19 protein-coding genes are annotated in these 19,327 nt (G+C 63.3%); 14 read left to right on the top strand and 5 right to left on the bottom strand.

The window, feature by feature from the left end; translation table 11 throughout:
- The first annotated feature begins 12 nt into the window (after positions 1–12).
- The gene (locus LE197_RS18960) at positions 13–588 is read left to right on the top strand and encodes an aromatic-ring-hydroxylating dioxygenase subunit beta (RefSeq protein ID WP_034030831.1); all 576 of its coding nucleotides are present in this window, start codon (positions 13–15) and stop codon (positions 586–588) included.
- Between the two features lie 20 nt (positions 589–608).
- Here the strand turns inward: LE197_RS18960 and LE197_RS18955 are convergent, their stop codons facing one another.
- A complete protein-coding gene (locus tag LE197_RS18955; RefSeq protein WP_034030832.1) occupies positions 609–1,367 on the bottom strand; it encodes a DUF2889 domain-containing protein in 759 nt (252 codons plus the stop codon).
- Positions 1,368–1,473: 106 nt separating this feature from the next.
- On the opposite strand from LE197_RS18955, the gene LE197_RS18950 reads away from it, so the two are divergent.
- Complete coding sequence (locus LE197_RS18950) at positions 1,474–2,274, top strand: SDR family NAD(P)-dependent oxidoreductase (RefSeq protein ID WP_034030833.1); 801 nt, start codon at positions 1,474–1,476, stop codon at positions 2,272–2,274.
- A gap of 81 nt (positions 2,275–2,355) precedes the next feature.
- Here the strand turns inward: LE197_RS18950 and LE197_RS18945 are convergent, their stop codons facing one another.
- Positions 2,356–3,987: an ATP-dependent acyl-CoA ligase gene (locus LE197_RS18945; protein ID WP_034030834.1), complete on the bottom strand. Its 1,632-nt coding sequence runs from the start codon at positions 3,985–3,987 to the stop codon at positions 2,356–2,358.
- A gap of 264 nt (positions 3,988–4,251) precedes the next feature.
- Between LE197_RS18945 and LE197_RS18940 the strand changes: the two genes are divergently transcribed.
- Complete coding sequence (locus LE197_RS18940) at positions 4,252–4,902, top strand: TetR/AcrR family transcriptional regulator (RefSeq protein ID WP_105446909.1); 651 nt, start codon at positions 4,252–4,254, stop codon at positions 4,900–4,902.
- A 112-nt stretch (positions 4,903–5,014) separates the two neighbouring features.
- On the opposite strand, the gene tnpC is transcribed toward LE197_RS18940, so the two are convergent.
- The 3 genes from tnpC to tnpA all read right to left on the bottom strand — a co-directional run bounded on the left by tnpC (position 5,015) and on the right by tnpA (position 7,254).
- On the bottom strand, positions 5,015–6,526 hold the full coding sequence (gene tnpC, locus LE197_RS18935) for an IS66 family transposase (protein WP_023105887.1): 1,512 nt from the start codon (positions 6,524–6,526) through the stop codon (positions 5,015–5,017).
- 63 nt (positions 6,527–6,589) lie between these two features.
- On the bottom strand, positions 6,590–6,925 hold the full coding sequence (gene tnpB, locus LE197_RS18930; protein ID WP_023105888.1) for an IS66 family insertion sequence element accessory protein TnpB: 336 nt from the start codon (positions 6,923–6,925) through the stop codon (positions 6,590–6,592).
- Positions 6,922–7,254 carry an IS66-like element accessory protein TnpA gene (tnpA, locus tag LE197_RS18925; protein ID WP_226033691.1) on the bottom strand — a complete coding sequence of 111 codons (333 nt, stop codon included), beginning with the start codon at positions 7,252–7,254 and terminating at the stop codon, positions 6,922–6,924. Before tnpA ends, tnpB begins: the two co-directional genes overlap by 4 nt.
- A gap of 338 nt (positions 7,255–7,592) precedes the next feature.
- Here tnpA and LE197_RS18920 point away from each other — a divergent pair, with 338 nt between their 5' ends.
- The 11 genes from LE197_RS18920 to LE197_RS18870 all read left to right on the top strand — a co-directional run bounded on the left by LE197_RS18920 (position 7,593) and on the right by LE197_RS18870 (position 19,316).
- A complete protein-coding gene (locus tag LE197_RS18920) occupies positions 7,593–8,669 on the top strand; it encodes an amidohydrolase family protein (RefSeq protein ID WP_003244792.1) in 1,077 nt (358 codons plus the stop codon).
- Positions 8,669–9,523, top strand: coding sequence for a fumarylacetoacetate hydrolase family protein (locus LE197_RS18915; protein WP_034030965.1), 855 nt, complete (start codon positions 8,669–8,671; stop codon positions 9,521–9,523). Before LE197_RS18920 ends, LE197_RS18915 begins: the two co-directional genes overlap by 1 nt.
- Before the next feature lie 14 nt (positions 9,524–9,537).
- Entirely contained in the window at positions 9,538–10,443 is a 906-nt protein-coding gene (locus LE197_RS18910) for a 3-hydroxyacyl-CoA dehydrogenase (protein ID WP_034030963.1), read from the top strand.
- Positions 10,440–11,615 (top strand): thiolase family protein, encoded by a 1,176-nt coding sequence (locus LE197_RS18905; protein WP_034030962.1) that lies wholly within the window; start codon positions 10,440–10,442, stop codon positions 11,613–11,615. The genes LE197_RS18910 and LE197_RS18905 overlap by 4 nt, the downstream gene beginning before the upstream one ends.
- Positions 11,616–11,617: 2 nt before the next feature.
- Complete coding sequence (locus LE197_RS18900; protein WP_174217340.1) at positions 11,618–12,121, top strand: carboxymuconolactone decarboxylase family protein; 504 nt, start codon at positions 11,618–11,620, stop codon at positions 12,119–12,121.
- 161 nt (positions 12,122–12,282) lie between these two features.
- On the top strand, positions 12,283–13,557 hold the full coding sequence (locus LE197_RS18895) for a cytochrome P450 (RefSeq protein ID WP_034030960.1): 1,275 nt from the start codon (positions 12,283–12,285) through the stop codon (positions 13,555–13,557).
- Between the two features lie 198 nt (positions 13,558–13,755).
- Entirely contained in the window at positions 13,756–15,063 is a 1,308-nt protein-coding gene (locus LE197_RS18890; RefSeq protein WP_034030958.1) for an amidohydrolase family protein, read from the top strand.
- An 81-nt stretch (positions 15,064–15,144) separates the two neighbouring features.
- Complete coding sequence (locus LE197_RS18885; protein ID WP_034030957.1) at positions 15,145–16,293, top strand: acyl-CoA dehydrogenase family protein; 1,149 nt, start codon at positions 15,145–15,147, stop codon at positions 16,291–16,293.
- A 2-nt stretch (positions 16,294–16,295) separates the two neighbouring features.
- Entirely contained in the window at positions 16,296–17,366 is a 1,071-nt protein-coding gene (locus tag LE197_RS18880; protein WP_043102776.1) for an acyl-CoA dehydrogenase family protein, read from the top strand.
- Positions 17,363–18,163 carry a crotonase/enoyl-CoA hydratase family protein gene (locus tag LE197_RS18875; protein WP_027897586.1) on the top strand — a complete coding sequence of 267 codons (801 nt, stop codon included), beginning with the start codon at positions 17,363–17,365 and terminating at the stop codon, positions 18,161–18,163. The genes LE197_RS18880 and LE197_RS18875 overlap by 4 nt, the downstream gene beginning before the upstream one ends.
- A gap of 28 nt (positions 18,164–18,191) precedes the next feature.
- Positions 18,192–19,316 carry an acyl-CoA dehydrogenase family protein gene (locus LE197_RS18870; protein WP_034030953.1) on the top strand — a complete coding sequence of 375 codons (1,125 nt, stop codon included), beginning with the start codon at positions 18,192–18,194 and terminating at the stop codon, positions 19,314–19,316.
- Positions 19,317–19,327 lie beyond the last annotated feature (11 nt).

Raw genomic sequence — 19,327 nt, 5'->3', positions numbered from 1 at the left:
CAGGAGTTACTCATGGCCCAAGTACAAGAGCGTGGCGCCGACCAGATCCAGCCTGGATCCCCGGTTGGAATCAAGCGTGTCCCGGTTGGTTCCGATGTCTATAACCAGGTGGTGACCTTCCTCTACGAGGAGGCAACTCTACTGGACCAGATCCGCCTGCAGGAGTGGAGCGCGCGCCTGGCAACCGATCTGGTCTACACCGTTCCGCTGCGACACACCCGTCTGCAGTCCGAGCTGTCCACCACCATCGTGCGTAGCGTGCAGCACTATCATGACGACTACCGCTCGATCATGGGACGGATCCTGCGTCTGTCTGGCAAGAGCGCCTGGGCGGAAGACCCGCCCTCCCGTACCCGTCGGCTGGTAACCAACGTGTTCGTGGAAGAGACGGAAAAAGGTGACGAGTTCGTGGTGACCAGTTACCTGTTGCTGACCCGTAACCGCTTCAAGGATCACCATGTCGACATCATCAGCGGTGAGCGCCGGGATGTGCTGCGCCTGACCGAAGATGGTTTCAAGCTGGCGCGCCGCGAGGTCATCCTCGACCAGGCCGTGCTGGGGACGCCGAACCTCGCCGTGTTCCTCTGATGGCCTTGGCCTGCCCCTCGTTAGGAGGGGCGGGCCTGTTCTTTCCCGGCCAGCCAGTTCTGGTCATCCATGCACAGCGCCGACGCCGCTTCGCTGAAGTCCCAGGTGGAGCCCTTGATCCGCAGCGCTTGTGTGGCCCGTGCTGGTTGCTGGCTGTAGCAGCGGCCAGTACTGGAGGCATGCACCTGAGCATCCAGGTTGTTCATGCGGCCCAGCGAGATCTGTATGCAGCGGCGTAGCAGCAGTGCGGCTTCCGCTTCCTCTTCGGACAGATTGTTGAGCGCCCAGCGAGCCATTCCTTCACGCAGGTTGACCCCGCAGTAGGGGGGCGGTCCCTCGATGGTCGAGCCATGCACGTCCCAGCTGAGCAGGGTGGCGCCGTCGCGCTGTAGGACCGGGTTGGTGCGTTCGTCGATGCGGTCTGGAACCTGGATGTCATAACGACGCTGCGTCGTTCCTCGCGCCGCGTTGGCGATGGCCAGGCCGGCCAGATCGAGCAGATGCGTGCATTGGTGCTGGGCATCGGTCTGCCGGGTCACCGAGTGGGCGATCTGGCTGAGCGGCATGCCGACCAGCTGCTGCAGTTGTTCGGTGGCCTGTGGGCAGGCGGAGTAGGGGTAGCGCACGGCCTCGCCGCCGATCTCGCTCACGATACCGTCGCAGTGGCGCAGCCAGACGCGGAAGTGATGGAAGTCGTCCTCCAGGGTCGCACGTACTTCCCTTGTGGCATCCTGTACCGTCGAAACGATTTCCACCCGGCGTCGGAACATACTGGCCATCGTGTTTTTCCTTGTGCTGTTTTCGCGGGTGCTTGCCGCTGTGGATTGCAGTATATTTGAACACTATATGTAAAAATGTTCACTTAAAAACAAGAGGGAATTCGCTATGAAGCTGTTGCAAGAGCAGGTGGCGCTGATCACTGGCGCCGGCGGTGGTATCGGACGAGGAGTGGCGTTGAGTTTTGCCAAGGCGGGTGCCGCGGTGCTGGTCGCCGAGCTCGACGAGGCCAGCGGCAAGGCTGTGGAGCAGGAGTTGCAGGCGCTGGGAGCGCGCGCCCTGTTCGTCAAGACCGACGTGACTCGCAAGGCGGATATCGAGACGGCCATCCAGCTGGCGGTAGAGCAGTTCGGCGGCCTGGATATCCTGGTCAACAATGCCTTCGCTCCCACACCCAACGTGTTGCTGGAGGATAAGACCGACGAGATGCTGGCCCGCACCCTGGATTCCACCCTGTGGGCCGCCTGGTGGTCGATGAGGGCTGCCCTGCCGCATATGCGCGCACGCGGGGCCGGCAAGATCATCAACTTCTACTCGATCGATACCGAGGTCGGCGCCTGGCTGCACGGTGATTACAACGCGGCCAAGTCGGGGGTCGTCGGCCTGACCCGCAGCGCCGCATCGGAATGGGGGCGTTTCAATATCCGCGTGAACGCCATCGCGCCGACTGCCATGGGGGCGACTTTCCATAAGCTGGCTGCGGAGAATCCGGGGTTCGCCGAGCGCTCCGCGGCCATGCGTCCGTTGGGGCGCTGTGGCGAGCCGGAGGATGACATCGGGCCGGTGGTGGTATTCCTGGCCTCGGAAATGTCGCGCTTCGTCACCGGTGAGACCATCCACGTCGATGGCGGGCTGCACTTGCCTGGCTACAACTCCCGCCCGGCGGACGTTCCGGTTCGCGAATACTGACAGGGCGACCGGCGCGGCTGGCGCCGCGCCTTAGCTCCGTGGGTGGCCTGCCAGGCTGGGGATGCTAGCCTGGCCTGCGGGTCATTTCTTCGCGACTTTGATGTCGGTGTCTTCCAGGTCCCAGGTGTCGGCCGTCTTGCCCTCGTCGCGCAACTGATATTTCAGCACGCGTCCCTGCGGGTTCTTCGGCAGGCTGTCGCGGAACTCGATGTAGCGCGGCAGGGCGTAGTAGGGCACCGAGTCGGTCGCCCAGTGGAACAGCTCCTCCGGCGTCAGTCGGGCCCCCTGGTGCAGCACGGCGGTCACTTTGACGTCATCCTCGCCCTTGTCGGAGGGCACGGCATGCACCGCAACCTCGGCGAGGTCCGGATGGACGGCGAAGGCCGCTTCCATCTCGAAGCTGGAGATGTTCTCGCCACGCCGGCGCAGGTAGTCCTTCTTGCGGTCGACGAAATAGAAGAAGCCGTCATCATCGAACTTGCCGATGTCGCCAGTGTGGAACCACATGTTGCGCATCAGCTTGAGGGTATCCGCGGGACGATTCCAGTAGCCCTGGAACATGATGTCCGGTCGCAGTGGACGCAGCACGATTTCACCGGGGGTATTGGCTGGCAGTTCCTGGTCGTTGTCGTCGACGATGCGCACGTCGAAATCCGGGATGCGCTTGCCGGAAGAACCGGGAGCCGCATACTCGCCCGCCGCCAGGGAGGTGATTACACAGGCTTCGGTCAGGCCGTAGCCGTTGCCACCGACCAGTTTGGTGCCGAAGCGCTCGCGCCAGATCTTCTTGGTTTCCTCTGTGTAGGGGTTGCCGCGCGCAGTGTGGATCTGGCCGTAACAGCGCCGCATCGCATCGTTGTCCGGCGCCTGGGCGAGCAGACCGCCCATACCCCCCAGGATCGAGGCGATGGTCGCTCCGGAACGCTCGACTTCCTGCCAGAAGTTGGAGACCGAGAAGCGTGGCAGGATGGCGGCCCGAGCACCGACCAGGATGCTGGCGATGATGCTGACGCACAGGGCGTTCATGTGGAACAGCGGCAGTGGCGTGATGGTTACGTCGTTTTCGTTGGCCGGGCCTGCGCGCAGTTGTAGGCGTGCCAGGTTGCACATGAAGTTGTAGCTGATCATGCAGCCTTTCGATGGGCCGGTGGTGCCGGAGGTGTAGATCAGGCAGGCAAGGTCGGAGGGTTGTGGTTTGCTGGTGAAAGGCGTGTCGTCCTCGCCGCGGAAGTCATCCAGAGCGGCAACTGGAATCCTGCAACTGGCCGGCTCTGTTCGTTCACCACGGTAGAGGATTTGGCTGACCTCGCTGAGCTGGTCGGCCAGGGGGAGGATGCGTGGTAGGTAGTCGGCCTCGCAGATGACCAGGTGGGTTCCCGTGTCAGCGATCTGGTGGCGCAGGAATTCGCCTTTGAGTGCGGTGTTGATCGGCACGCTGACCGCGCGGAGCTTGTTGATGGCCAGCCAGCAGACGACCGCGTCGATGTTGTTGTCCAGCATGGTCAGCACGGTCTCGCCCGGCTTCACGCCCAAGGTGGCTAGGGCATGGGCCATGCGGGTGGATAGCGAGTCAACTTCCGCATATGTGTATAGATTTCCGCTGAAATCCAACAGGATCTTGTCTGGATGCCTTGCAACCGCTCGGTCGAGTGCTGCGATGACGGTGTCTCTCTCGCCTACGGACCAGGTATCCGGATGACCGATGCCACTCATAGCTCATCTCCTTTGGAGGCCTTCCCCGCTGTGGGATGGCAAATTTTATTTTGGTGGGAGAATGCCATTCTAAATTCAAATTAGCCGCTTGTCTCCAGCTAAGATTTGAACAAATCCATGTGGTACTGCCTATATCCTGTGCTAATGTGACGAAAATTTACCAACTGAGAATCCCTATCAATGTCAAGGAATGCTGCTAAGCCCAGTAAAACAGCGCCTGTCGCTCCGGTCAGGAGAAAAAATGCCTCTCTAGAGAAGCCCTCCGTGGCGGTTGCGCAGACTGTTCAGAAAAATGGCCGCGCGTCATCGGTGGCTGGAGTCAAGGTAAAGCCCAATCGGCGCTCCGAGGAAACCATTGGCAGTATCCTCGCGGCTACCGAGGAGGTGGTGCTGCGCTCGGGGGCGGATAGGATCTCGATTCTGGATGTTTGCCAAGTGGCGGGGGTGTCACGGGGCACCTTCTATCGCTACTTCTCATCCCAGGAAGACCTTCTGGACACCTTCTCCCGACACAAGCGGGACAGCTTCCATAGCTCCCTGTCCCAGGCCCTGGAGGATATAGGCGATCCTGACGCACGCCTGAATGCGCTGATCGCCTACCTCGACAACTATCTCGAGCAGAGTCGCGCACGTCGTCTGCTGGTAGTGGCGCCTGAGTATGCGCTGAGCTTCTTTCGGCGTATATTCCATGACTCCATCGTGCGCTTTCAGGATCTGCTGGGTATTGTCTTCGACGAGTGGGACGCTCGGCTCGGGGTTAAGCTCGATCGTGAACTGATTTGCGAAATGGTCATTCGCTATGTACTGAGCGAGATCCTTGTGCCGGAGGGTAGCGGTCGCCGACTTCTCCCTGTTCGCGTTAGAAAGCTCGTTGCCGCTCTGACCATAGGTTCCACCTCCCGCTCTCGTCGTTGATCCGCCTGCGCTCCCGGCTGCCCTCCGAGTGAGGGTGGCCGCTCCTCCTTTCTACTCCGCGTCACGCCCCTTCCTCTTTCTTCGTCCTCGGCTGGCTGTAAGCGAACGGGCATCACACCTTGCCGGCGGATACCCAGTTGTGCGGCAGCAGCTCGGCCAGGGCGCTGGCCTTCTGCGTCGGCAGGCGCGTGAGCACGTCCTTCAGGTAGGCGTACGGATCGTGCCCGTTCAGGCGGGCTGACTGGATCAGCGTCATCAAGGCTGCGCCACGCTGGCCACTGCGCAGAGAGCCGGCAAACAGCCAGTTGGCACGCCCCAGGGCCCAGGGGCGGATCTGGTTCTCGATCCAGTTGTTGTCGATGGGCAGGTTGCCGTCATTCAGGTAGCGCACCAACGCTGCCCAGCGCTTGAGGCTGTAGTCGAGTGCCTTGGCGATCGCGCTGCCTTCCGGCACCTTCTGCCGCTGCCCAAGCATCCAGCTATGCAGGCCATCGATGATCGGCCTGGCTTTGTCCTGGCGCAGTTGCCGTCGCTGTGCGGCGAGCAACTCTCGCCCTTCGCGCTCCACCTCGTACAGCTGACCGATGTACTGGAGGGCCTGCTCGGCCAGTTGGCTCTGGTTGGCGGCATGCAGGTCGAAGAACTTGCGCCGTGCATGGGCCATGCAGCCGATCTCGGTCACGCCTTGCTCGAAGCTGGCCTTGTAGCCGACGAAGTCGTCGCAGACCAGTTTGCCCTGCCAGTCGCCCAGGAAGCTGCGCGCGTGCTCGCCAGCCCGGCTCGGCCTGAAGTCGTAGACCACGGCCTTGAGGTCGGCGAAGGGGCTGGGTGCATAGGCCCAGACGTAAGCCCGCTGGGTCTTCTTCGTGCCCGGGGCGAGCATCTGCACCGGGGTTTCGTCGGCGAGGATGACGTCCTGCTGGAGCAGGCAGTCGCGCAGGGCATCGACCAGGGGTTGCAGCTGGACACCGCAAGCGCCGACCCATTGCGCCAGCGTGGAACGCGCGATAGCCAGCCCGGCGCGGGCGAAGATCTTTTCCTGGCGGTATAGCGGCAAGTGATCGGCGAACTTGGCCACCATGACCTGAGCCAGTAGCCCGGCAGTCGGGATGCCCTTGTCGATCACCTGCGCAGGCACTGGGGCCTGGATCAGCGTTTCACACTGGGCGCAGACCCACTTGCCACGGATATGCCGCTCGACGGTGAAGGTGCCCGGGGTGTAGTCGAGCTTCTCGCTGACGTCTTCACCGATGCGCTTGAGCTGGCAGCCGCAGGCACACTGGGTGCTGTCCGGCTCGTGAAGTATCAGCGTGCGCGGCAGTTCGGCCGGCAGCGGCGCTCGCTTGGGCTGCTGCCGTGGCTCGCGCTTGGCGGGCTCTGGTCGGGCCGTTTCAAGCTCTGCCTCGATGGCGGCGATGTCGGCCTCGATCATCTCGTCCAGCAGATTGAGCTGGTCGGCATTGAGCTGCTCGCTGCGGCGGGCGAAGCGGTGGCGCCGCAGCACGGCGAGTTCGTGGTTCAACCGCTGGTTGAGCGTTTCCAGGTGATCGACGCGCTGACTCAACTGCGCGGCCAGTTGGCGCAGTTGCTCGGGTGTCAGGTGATCGAAAGCGGCAGGACTCATGGCGCCGAGTGTGCGGATTGTCGGCCCCCTCGGCGATAGGCCATTGGCCTAATTGCGCCCCGGCTACAGGAGTCTGATCTCGGCATTGGGCCCAAGACGCTGCCAAGGTAGGCCGACCACCAGGGCCTGCAACTGCTCGGGACTGAGTTCCAACTGCTGTCCCTGCCAATTGCCCGACCAGGCGAAGCGCCCTCGATTGAGCCTGCGAGCAGCCAGCCAGATGCCGAAGCCATCGTGCACCAGCACCTTCATCCGATTGGCGCGCTTGTTGGTGAACAGGTAGGCGCAGTGCGGCTGCGCCGCACCGAAAACTTGAACCACCCGGGCCAACGCGGTTTCGGTGCCGGCGCGCATGTCCAGCGGCTCGGTGGCGAGCCAGATGCGCTCGATGCGGATCACTTCAGTAGCTCGCGCAGAAAGCGGGCGCAGCCTTCAGGGTCCTTGCCCGGCCACTGCACCGACAGTTTGCCGGCCCGATGGGGAATTGCGATCTGGATGGCCCTGTCGGCCGCACTCGGGGTAGCCGGCACGCTCGGGACGAGAATTGGAATAAAACCTGAGGGTACCGCGGGCAGCTGTGCCTGCTGGCGGCGAATCCACTTGTGCACGAGATTGGCGTTGAGGCCGTGGCTCAAGGCCACGCCGGCAACCGAGGCGCCGGGCTGGGTGCACTCATCGACGACCTGGGCCTTGAAAGATTTGGGATAGGAGCGGCGTTGGCCTGGCACGGGAGATCCTCCACAAGGGGCTTGAAATGGTGTCCACCAAAAACAGGTGGACACCATGCCGCTAGCTGGAAGAACCGGGGAGGTGTGTTGGCCAGACGCTTACGGCTGGCTTCCCTGTCGAGGGTTTGCGTACGCCTGCTGCAGGGCTCTGGCATGGGCTTTTTCATCTGTCTCAAAAAATAAATTGAACAGATTTTTGATTTATGATCATTTTAAACTTATTCTCTGCCTTGAATCAGGCCGATACGCATCTGTATGTGTGCATGTACGGCTGGAAAGGCGCGCTGCGAGCGCGGATTACACAACCACAAAAAATGTCATCTCAGAGGTACCGCACCATGCTCATCGACCTTCATGCTCATGCGCCTCATCCCGACTACTACAACCAGCATCCCTATTGGGGGCCTGCTTTCGAGTCCCAGCCCGATGGTGATATCAAGCTGCGTGTAGGCGATTGGATCCTGACCCTGGGGGCGCCGGAGCGTAAGAAGGCGCTGCGCGAGGCGCATGCCCGGGGCGAGACGCTGAATGTCGCCGAGTACATGGCTAAGTGGCGCGACCCGAACCACCGCCTCGCGGCAATGGATGCTGCTGGCCAGAGTGCTCAGGTGCTGTCGGTGCCGAGCCATTGCTACATGTACTGGGCCGAGGCCGAGTTCGCTGTGCCCTTCGCCCGCAAGGTCAACGACGTGCTGGCTGGATACTGCTCGGCTGCGCCCAATCGCCTGATGTTCTGGGCTCATGCGCCGTTGAACGTGCCGCATGAGGCGGCCAAGGAAATCCGCCGTGCCTGTACCGAGCTGGGGGCCAAGGGGCTGGTGGCTGGCGGTTCCAACTTCGGTGGAATGGAGTTCGATTCCCCTGAGCTGTATCCGGTCTGGGAGGCGCTGTGCGATCTTGACCTGCCGATCTTCGTGCATGGCTACAACCAGTCCGTGACCTGGGGCAAGCAAGCCAATACCGACCGCTTCGAAACCACCGCCATCGTCGGCATGAACTACGATGAAACCAAGTGCCTCTGGTACCTGATCAATGGCGGCGTGCTGGATCGCTTCCCGAACCTGAAGGTTTACATCACCCACGGCGGCGGCTTCGCTCCCTACCAGTTGGGACGCTTGGCGCAGACCAACCCGAACCTCGACGTCTATCACAACAAGAAGCCTTTCCTGGACTATCTGTCCAACTTCTACTTCGACGTGGAATTGCATGAGCTGCCGATGCGCCAGGCTCTGGTCGACATCATCGGTGCGGATCGGATTCTTTACGGTTCCAATTTTGGTGGCAGCGATGCCGTGCGCCATGACCTGACTGAAGGGCTGCGCCTGTCGGACGAAGATCTGCAGAAGATCCGCTGGAAGAATGCTTGCGAGCTGCTGCACATCGACCCGGCGAAATTGGGCAAGGTAGGTGCCTGATGAAGCTGGCACGCTGCTCTTACTTCGAGACTGGCTCGTTCTGGGCGGTGGTCGATCCTGAGCGGGGCGAGGTGCACACTATCGCCGGCGAGTTTTCCTCTTGGGCTCCTGCCGTGGCTCGTGGGGCTGGAATCAGCGCGCTACGGCTTTCCGGTTCGACACTGCCGTTGTCCAAGGTGCGCTTGCTTCCACCGATCGATCCGGTGAACCGGGTAGTGGTGGCTGGGGCCAACTACGCCAAGCATCTGGCCGAGGACTTCGGTCTTGCCAGCCCGCCACAGCCAGTAGCCTTCCTGAAAGCTTACGGCGCTCTGATCGGCGCCCATGACCCGATCCGCTATCCGCCCTTGACCGAGGAACTCGACCATGAGGTCGAGTTGGTGGCGGTAATCGGCAGTGCCGAGATCGATCTGGAAGACCCGCTGGCCTGCGTGCTGGGCTACACGGTCGGCAACGACGTCAGTGCGCGCGATCTGCAGCGTAGCGGCCCGGCCGGTATCGGCATGGACCTGTTCGCGGCCAAGAGTCAGGACCGCACTACTGGCCTGGGGCCCTGGATCGTCACCAAGGACGAGTTCCCCGCCGGTTCGCCCAAACTGCGTCTGACCCTCAAGGTAAATGGCGAGACCCGTCAGGACGGCTCGACCGCCGAAATGACCTGGGATGTCGGCCAACTGATCCGCTTCGTCCAGCAACGTTCCAGTTTCGCCTGTGGCGACGTGCTGTTCACCGGCTCGCCGGCTGGCGTCGGCATGGGGACGGGACTGTTCCTCAATCCGGGGGATGTGGTCGAGGCGACCATTGAAGGCATAGGCACGTTGCGCAACGTGGTGAGCGAGAAATCCCGCGTCTAAATCGAGAGCGAAACATGAGCATTGATAAAGAAGAAAAAATCGTAGTGGTAGGTGCTGGCCTGATGGGGACCGGCATTGCGCATGGATTCGCCAGTTCCGGCTATCCCACCGTACTGGTGGACACCAATGCAGAGTCGCTGGCCCGTGCCAGGGACAATATCGGCAAGATTCTCAGCGACGGCGTAGCGCTCGGTAAGGTTTCCGCCGAGTCGGCAGAGGTGTCCCTGGCGCGCTTGGCCATCAGTGGTGACCTGAGCGAGGCTGCGCGAGGCGCCGACTGGTTGGTGGAAACGGTCTCCGAGAGGCTGGAGGTGAAGAAGGCGGTGGTCGCCCAAGCCGAGCCCCTGCTGGCGCCCGACGCGATCATCGCCACCAACACCTCGGCGCTCAGCGTGACTGAGATCGCTGCGTCGCTGGCCGCTCCCGAGCGAGTCATCGGCATGCACTTCTTCAACCCGGTGCACAAGATGAAGCTGGTGGAGCTGGTGCGTGGCCTGGCGACCAGCGACGAAGTGCTGGTGCGAACGCGGGCGCTGTGCGACGCCATGGGCAAGACCTCGATCGTGGTCAACGAGTCCCCCGGGTTGACCACCAGCCGCATGTCCGCGCTGCTTGGCAACGAGGCCATGTACATGCTGCAAGAGGGTACGGCCAGCGCCGAGGACATCGATACCGCCCTGCGTCTGGGTTTCAACCATCCCATGGGGCCCCTGGAGCTGGGTGACCTCACCGGCTGGGATACCCGCTTGTCGGTGCTGCGCTACCTGCATCAGACCCTGGGCGAGAAATTCCGTCCCTGCCCGCTGATCATCAAGATGGTTGCCGCTGGCCGCCTGGGACGCAAGACCGGACATGGCGTCTATCGCTACGAAGACGGCAAGCGGGTACCGGGTTCCGGGCTCAAGGCGAGTGCGCTATGAAAGACATCGTGATCGTCGATGCGCTGCGTACGCCGATCGGCCGGTTCCGTGGCAGCCTGGCCGGTGTGCGTGCCGACCACCTGGGCGCGCTGGTGATCGGCAAGCTGCTGGAGCGCGTTGATCTGTCGCCCGCGCAGGTCGATGACGTGATCTTCGGCTGCGTCACCCAGATCGGCGAGCAGTCGGCCAATATCGCGCGCACCGCACTGCTTGGCGCTGGCTGGCCGGTAACCATTCCCGGCCTGACCATCGACCGCAAATGCGGCTCTGGCGAGGTGGCGGTGCATCTCGCCGCCGGCGCTATCGCGGCCGGCTCCGCCGACATCGTGGTCGCCGGTGGGGCGGAGAACATGAGCAGGGTGCCCATGGGCAGCAACCGCGAGATCCATGGCGAAGCCTTCGGCTGGATGGCGGCCGAGCGCTACGAGCTGACCAGCCAGGGCGAGGCCGCCGAGCGTATGGCTGACAAGTGGTCGCTCAGCCGTGACGAGCTGGACGACTATGCCTTCGCCAGCCATAGCCGCGCGGCGGCTGCGGCGGATGCCGGGCACTTCGCCAGCGAAATCGTCGAGGTACCGGTCGAAACCCTGCGTGAGCACGGCCTGAGCGAACCTGTGGCGCCACTGCGGGGCGACGAGACCATTCGCCGTGACACGTCGCGGGAAAAGCTGTCGACTCTGAAGACCAGCTTTCGCCCGGAAACCGGGCGCATCACCGCCGGTAACTCCTCACAGATTTCCGACGGCGCGGCGGCGTTGCTGCTGATGTCGGCGGAAACGGCGGGGCGCCTGGGGCTCAAGGCGCGGGCGCGGATCCGTGCCTTCACCACCGTAGGCTCCGATCCGACGCTGATGCTCACCGGGCCGATCGCCGCTACCTACAAGGTGCTGGAGAAGGCCGGCCTGGGCATCGACGACATTGACCTGTTCGAGGTCAACGAGGCCTTTGCGTCGGTACCGCTGGCCTGGATGTGCGAAACCGGCGTGTCGCACGAGCGGCTCAACGTCAATGGCGGAGCCATCGCCCTGGGCCATCCGCTCGGTGCCAGCGGCGCGCGGTTGATGACCACGCTGCTCAACGAGCTGGAGCGGCGTGGCGCCCGCTATGGACTGCAGGCGATCTGCTGTGCCGGCGGTATGGGTACGGCGACCGTTATCGAGCGCCTCGGTTGAGCATGTCGCGGATTCCCATGGTGCCGCTGGAGGAAATGCCGGCCGGACTGCGCGATGCCATTGCCCGGGGGCGGGCAAGCGGCATGCTCAGCTCCAGCAGGCCGGTCCAGGTCTGGGCGCACCGCCCGGCCCTGGCGCAGGCCTGGCTGGAGCTGATGAGTGGTTTCTATCGGGATAGCCTGCTTGATGAGCGGCTACGCGAGCTGGTGCGCCTGAAGATTGCCAGCATCACCACCTGTCAGGCCTGCCAACTGGCGCGCAAGTCCGACACGGTCAGCGAAGAGGATATCGCCTGCCTGGCGACGGACAGCGATCGTTTCACGCCGGCCGAGCAGGCGGCCCTGCGTTTCGCGGAACTGTTCGCCGCTGACTACATGGCCATCGATGACGAGCACTATGCCCGCCTGTCGGAGTTCTTCACCTGCGCGCAGGTGGTCGAACTCAATATGTACTGCGCCCTGATGCTGGCCGGCGGCCGCATGACTTATGTCCAGCAGGCCTATTGACCTTGTTGCTTGTAGCCACTCGATCTCGCGGGGTGTCTTGAGTAGTTAGTCAAAATGTAAAAAACGTCCAATAGTTATCGATGGATGCCTAAGATGGCCGGTAAGACGCGGCCATTCCAGGCCACGTATTCCAACAATGCACAATAAGAAAGGAGACGCCTATGTCCGGCCCAGCCCAAAGCAATCTGGAGCAGGTCTTCGCCAATGTCGCGAGCAATTACCGTGGTGCCGACATCGATCTGCACGCGGTGTATCGCGAGATGCGTGAAAAATCCCCCGTCCTCCCGGAGAACTTCATGGCACGTCTGGGCGTGCCATCGATTGCCGGGCTTGATCCGAACCGACCTACTTTCACGCTGTTCAAGTACGACGACGTCCTGGCGGTGATGCGCGATGCGACCAACTTCACCAGTGGTTTCATCGCCGAGGGGCTGGGTTCGTTCTTCGATGGCCTGATCCTTACCGCGATGGACGGCGAGGCGCACAAGAACATCCGCAGCCTGCTGCAGCCGGTGTTCATGCCCGAGACGGTCAACCGCTGGAAGGAAACCAAGATCGATCGGGTCATTCGCGAGGAATACCTGCGGCCCATGGTGGCCAGCAAGGGGGCGGATATCATGGAGTTCGCCCTGTACTTCCCTATCCGTGTGATCTACTCGCTGATCGGCTTCCCCGAGGACCGCCCCGAGGAAATCGAGCAGTACGCCGCCTGGGCGCTGGCCATCCTGGCTGGACCTCAGGTCGACCCCGAAAAGGCCGCGGCCGCGCGCGGTGCGGCGATGGAGGCCGCGCAGGCGCTCTACGACGTAGTCAAGGTGGTGGTGGCGCAGCGCCGCGCCGAGGGCGCCACAGGCGATGACTTGATTAGCCGGCTGATCCGCGCCGAGTACGAAGGCCGTTCGCTGGATGATCACGAGATCACCACCTTCGTCCGCTCGCTGCTGCCGGCGGCCAGCGAAACGACCACGCGTACCTTCGGCACGCTGATGACATTGTTGCTGGAGAGGCCGGAGCTGCTGGCGCGCATCCGCGAGGACCGTAGCCTGGTAGGCAAGGCCATCGACGAAGCGGTGCGCTACGAGCCGGTGGCCACCTTCAAGGTGCGCCAGGCGGCCAAGGACGTGGAGATCCGCGGCGTGGCTATTCCCAAGGGGGCCATGGTCTCGTGCATCGTCACCTCGGCCAACCGCGACGAGGACGCCTTCGAGAATGCCGACACTTTCGACATCGACCGCCGCGCCAAACCGTCGTTCGGCTTCGGTTTCGGTCCGCACATGTGCATCGGCCAGTTCGTCGCCAAGACGGAAATCAACTGCGCGCTCAACGCCATCCTCGACCTGATGCCGAACATCCGCCTTGACCCCGACAAGCCGGCCCCGGAGATCATCGGCGCGCAGCTACGCGGTCCTCATCACGTCCATGTGCTCTGGGACTGAGTGGCATTGCTGGGTGGGACGGGGTGGCATACCCGTCCCGTTCGTGCGGTGCCTGCTGCGGGGCGCCTGGCGGCGCAGGGGCGGGTTGCGGGAATATCGATTAATTGAACATATTTAAAAAAAGTGTTTAGTTTTTCTCTGGCGTGTTCTATGATCGAAAGCACTTCAAGAACCCACTAAGCGAAGGGGAAAACAACAATGAAGGTTGAAGATCTGATTCTCGTCAGCGTCGATGATCACGCAATCGAGCCGCCAAATGCCTTTGCTCGCCACATGCCTGCCCGCTTCAAGGGCCGCGAGCCCCACGTCGTCAAGCGCGGCGAGCGTGATGTGTGGGTGTTCGAGGAACAGGCCACCGGCTACATGGGCCTCAACTCGGTGGTCGGCCGGCCCAAGGAGGAATACGGCATGGAGCCGCTGGGCTACGAGCAGATGCGCCGTGGCACCTGGAACATCAGCGACCGTGTCGACGACATGAACGCCAACGGCGTGCTTGGCTCGCTGTGCTTTCCGACTTTCCCCGGCTTCGCCGGCCAGCGCTTCCAGAACCATTCGGACCGCGCCGTGTCCCTGGCGGCGATCCAGGCCTACAACGACTGGCACCTGCACGACTGGTGCAATGCCGCACCGGGGCGTTTCATCCCGCTGATGCTGGTGCCCTGGTGGGACATGCAGGCCGCCGCCGCCGAGGTCGAGCGCCTGGCCAAGCAGGGCGTGCACGCCCTGTCGCTGTCCGACAACCCGGCGATCCACGGCTTCCCTTCGATCCACAGCGACTACTGGGATCCGCTGTGGAAAGCCTGCTCCGACAACAACGTGGTGATCTGCTGCCATATCGGTACCGGGGTGAAGGCCGAGCACGCCTCCGACCTGTCGCCGATCGACGCCTGGATCACCTCCATGCCGATCTCCATCGCCAACTCGGCGGCCGACTGGATCTGGGCGCCGATGTGGAAGAAGTTCCCCAACCTGCGCATGGCCCTGTCCGAGGGCAGCATCGGCTGGATCCCCTACCTGCTGGAGCGTGCCGACTTCACCCATCGCCACCACAACGCCTGGACCAACTCGAACTTCGGCGGGAAGATGCCCAGCGACATCTTCCGCAAGCACTTCATCACCTGCTTTATCGAAGACAACTTCGGCCTGCAGAACCTGAAGTTCATGAATGAAGACATGGTCACCTGGGAAAGCGACTACCCGCACTCCGACTGCACCTGGCCGCACTCGCCGGAAAGCGCCTGGGTCGGTCTGCAGCACTTGCCCAAGGAAACCATCGACAAGGTCACCCACCTCAACGCCATGCGCGAGTTCTCCTACGATCCGTTCGCCATCCTTGGTCGGGAGAACTGCACGGTCGGCGCCCTGCGTGCCCAGGCCACCCACGTGAAGACCGAACCGGCTCTCGGCCTCGGTGGCGCCGACCATGGGCGTGACGACGGCAAGCCGGTGACCTCCGGCGACATCAATGCGATGTTCGCCAAGGCGGATGCCAGCACCGCTCTCTGAGGAGTTCCTGAGGTGCCCTTTCCCGCCATGGCGGGGGAGGGCGTACAGGTTCGGATCGCCTGCCAGTTTTCGAGAGTACGCATGTCTATTGCTCAATTTACCTACAGCAGGATTCCTCCCGAGGCGGAGTCGCTTCGCCACCAGGTGCGGGAATTCCTCAAGGACAACCTCGCCGAGTACCCGGCAACCTCCAGGGCGCAGTCCTGGATGGGCTTCGACGCGGATTTCAGCCGCAAGCTAGGTAGTCGGGGCTGGGTCGGCATGGCATTGCCGAAGCAGTATGGCGGTAGCGAGGCGGGGCCCTTCTCGCGCTACGTGGTGATCGAGGAGCTGCTGGCCGCGGGCGCGCCGGTGTCGGCGCACTGGATCGCCGATCGGCAGAGCGGGCCGCTGATCAACCGTTTCGGCAGTGACGCGCAGAAAGACCGCTATCTACCACCGATCTGCCGTGGCGAAAGCTACTTCTGCATCGGCATGAGCGAGCCGAACTCCGGTTCCGACCTGGCCTCGATCAAGACCTCGGCCCGGCGCAACGAGTCCGGCTGGCTGCTCAACGGGCAGAAGGTGTGGACCACCAATGCCCAGCACTCGCATTTCATGATCGCCCTGGTGCGTACCGGCGAGAAGCAGGCGGCACGCCATGAGGGCATGTCGCAGTTCATCGTCGATCTCAGCCTGCCGGGGATCAGCATCCGGCCGATCCGCGACCTGGCCGGTGGCGAGCATTTCAACGAGGTGTTCTTCGACAACGTCCAGCTCTCCGCCGATGCGTTGATCGGTGCCGAGGGCAAGGGTTGGGAGCAGGTGACCGCCGAGCTGGCCTTCGAGCGTAGCGGCCCGGAACGTTTCCTGAGCAGCATGGCGCTGCTGAAGACGCTGATCGACGCCCTGGGTCGTACGCCGGACGCCCTGCAGCGTCGCGAAATTGGCCGCCTCACGGCGAAGCTGCTGACCCTGCGCAACATGTCGCTGGCGGTCACCGCGCAGCTGGCCGCCGGGGAGCACCCGACCTGGGCCGCTTCCTGCGTCAAGGACCTGGGCAACCTGTTCGAGCAGGAGATTCCCGAGGTTGCCCAGTTGCTGGTGGAGACCGAGCCGCGCCTGATCGGTGGCAGCGAGCATGCCCGGGTCCTGGCCTATCTGATGCAGATGGCGCCGTCCTTCTCACTGCGCGGAGGCACCCGCGAAATCCTGCGTGGCATCATCGCGCGCGGTCTGGGGTTGCGATAATCATGCGAGAACTATTCGAATCGACCATAGAGCGCCTACTCGGCGACCTGGCCACGCCGGAATACGTACTTGGCTGCGAAGGAGGCGTGTGGCCAGCCGAGCTCTGGACCGCCGTGGAGGAGTCAGGGTTTACCCTGGCCGGTGTGCCGGAGCGCCTGGGAGGCGCAGAGGCTGGTTGGGCCGACCTCCATGTGCTGGTCCGCGCCGCCGGGCGTTTTGCCGCACCAATCCCCTTGGGCGAAGCGCTGCTGGCCAACTGGCTGCTCGGTCAGGCCGGGCTTGAAGGGCAGGGCGGCGTCCTCAGCTTTGCCGCCGATGCCCGGCTTGTTTTGCGCGATGGCAAGGTGGACGGCACCGTCCATGACGTGCCCTGGGGCCGGCATGCCGAGGCCATGGTGGCCATCGCCGACGACGCCGGCACGCCCAGCGTGGTACTACTTGCTCGTGCCGAGGCGGCCGAACAGAGCCACGGGCTGAACGTGGCCGGCGAGCCGCGCGACGGCCTGCGCTTCAGCGCGGCTCCGGTGATCGCTAGCGCACCCTTGCCGGCGGGAGTCCCGGCCGAGGTGCTGTTGCTGGGAGGGGCGTTGCTGCGCTCCGCGCAGATCGCCGGCGCCTCGCGGGCATTGCAGGAGATGACCTCCACATACGCCAGCGAGCGCTCCCAGTTCGGGCGCCCGATCGGCGCCTTCCAGGCCATCCAGCAGCAGCTCGCGGTGTTCGCCGAGCAGACGGCCGCCGCTGGCATCGCCGCGGAGGCGGCTTTTGTCGAGTCGGACACGGCCCTGGCCGCCCTCACCATCGCCGCCGCCAAGGTCAGCACCGCTGAGGCGGCCAGCAGCGCTGCCGGCATTGCCCATTCGGTACACGGCGCCATCGGTTTCACCCAGGAATATTCGCTGCACCTGCTGTCGCGGCGCCTGTGGGCCTGGCGCAGCGAGTTCGGCTCGGCCAGCCTCTGGAGCCAGCGCATCGGCCAGCTGGTCTGCGCCCGTGGTGGCGAAGGCTATTGGCCGTTGCTCACCGAACATGCGAGACAACCTCTACCCGGACTCGAGGGGCATACGCCATGAATTCCTTTCTGCAGATCGAGCGGGACGGCGCCATCGTCACCGTGCGCATGAACCATCCGGAAACCCGTAACGCGCTGACTTCGCCGGAGCAGATCCAGGAGTTCGTCGACCTTTGCGCCGAACTGCGCAGGGATCGCTCGGCTCGGGTCATGGTGCTGACCGGTAACGGCAGCGCCTTCTGCGCCGGTGGAAACGTCAAGGACATGCGTAGCCGCGAGGGCATCTTCGCCGGCTCGCCCTTTGAACTGCGCAATACCTACCGCGATGGCATCCAGCGTATCCCGCTGGCGCTGTACGAGCTGGACATCCCGGTGATCGCCGCGGTCAACGGGCCGGCGATCGGCGCTGGACTGGACCTGGCCTGTATGTGCGACATCCGCCTGGCTTCCAGCTCGGCGCTGTTCGCCGAGAGCTTCGTGCGCCTGGGCATCGTTCCCGGCGATGGCGGGGCCTGGCTACTGCCGCGCATCATCGGCATCCCCAAGGCCAGCCTGATGGCTTTCACCGGTGACACCATCAACGCGGCCAAGGCGCTGGAGTGGGGACTGGTGGAGCAGGTTTGCACCCATGAAACCCTGCAGGCCGAAGCACACTCCCTGGCGCAGCGTATCGCCAGTAATCCGGGCCATGCCCTGCGCCTGTGCAAACGCCTGCTGCGTGAAGGTCAGCACATGCGCCTCGATTCGCTGCTGGAGCTGTCCGCAGCCTACCAATCCCTGGCCCATCACACGGAAGATCACCAGGAGGCGGTCGCCGCCTTCCTGGACAAGCGCAAGCCGGATTATCTGGATCGTTGAGAAAACCGACTGAATTGGAGTGAGTGCAATGCGTGGCGTTTTCCGTGAAGACCACAATATGTTCCGCGAGCTGGCGCGACGTTTCGTCGACCGCGAGATCGTGCCCTACCTGCATGAATGGGAAAAGAACGGCATCGTGCCCAAGGAGGTCTGGCTGAAGGCCGGTGAGCTGGGCCTGCTGTGCTCCACCGTGCCGGAGGAATACGGCGGCTCAGGCGGCGATTTCGGCCACTCCGCGGTGATGATCGAAGAATTGGCGCGGGCCAATGCCACCGCCGTGGGTTTCACCACTCACTCGGAGATCGTGGCGCCCTACATAGTCGCCTATGGCTCCGAGGAGCAGAAGCAGAAGTGGTTGCCGCGCATGGTCAGCGGCGAGCTGATCGGTGTGATCGCCATGAGCGAGCCGGGCATCGGCAGTGACCTGCGTTCGATGCGCACCCTGGCGCGGCGCGATGGCGACGACTACATCGTTTCCGGGCAGAAGACCTTCATCACCAATGGCGGCAACGCCGGGCTGATGGTCACCGCCACCAAGCTCGATCCGGCGGCCAAGGAGCTGACGCTGATCTGTATCGAAGAGGAGCGCAAGGGGTTCTCCAAGGGGCGTCTGCTGGAGAAGATTGGCCTCAAGGGGCAGGACACTGCCGAGCTGTTCTTCGACGAGGTGCGGGTACCGGCCAGCAACCGTCTGGGCGAGGAGGGGCAGGGCTTCAAGTACCTTACCCACCAACTGGCCTGGGAGCGCCTGATCATCGCCATTCGCGCGGCGCAGTCGATCCATACCCTGCTGGAGGAAACCATCGAATACACCCGTGAGCGCAAGGTGTTCGGCAAACCGGTGCTGGATTTCCAGAACACCCGCTTCAAGCTGGCCGAGGCCAAGGCGCAGGCGACCATGCTGCGAGTGTTCGTCGACGATTGCCTGGCCAAGGTGATCCGCGGCGAGCTGCCGGCGGATGTTGCTGCCATGGCCAAGCTGCTCGGCTCGGAGATGCAGGGCAAGCTGCTCGACGAGTTCCTCCAGTTGCATGGTGGCTACGGTTTCATGAGCGAGTACAAGATCAGCCGTGCCTGGGTGGACGCACGGGTTGCCCGCATCTATGGCGGGACCTCGGAAATCATGAAGGAAATCATCAGCCGCAATCTGTGAGCGTGGTCGGC

The sequence above is a fragment of the Pseudomonas sp. PS1(2021) genome (assembly GCF_020405165.1).
In the GTDB taxonomy this organism is placed as follows: Bacteria; Pseudomonadota; Gammaproteobacteria; order Pseudomonadales; family Pseudomonadaceae; genus Pseudomonas; species Pseudomonas aeruginosa.
This window is presented reverse-complemented; position numbering and strand designations above follow the sequence as displayed.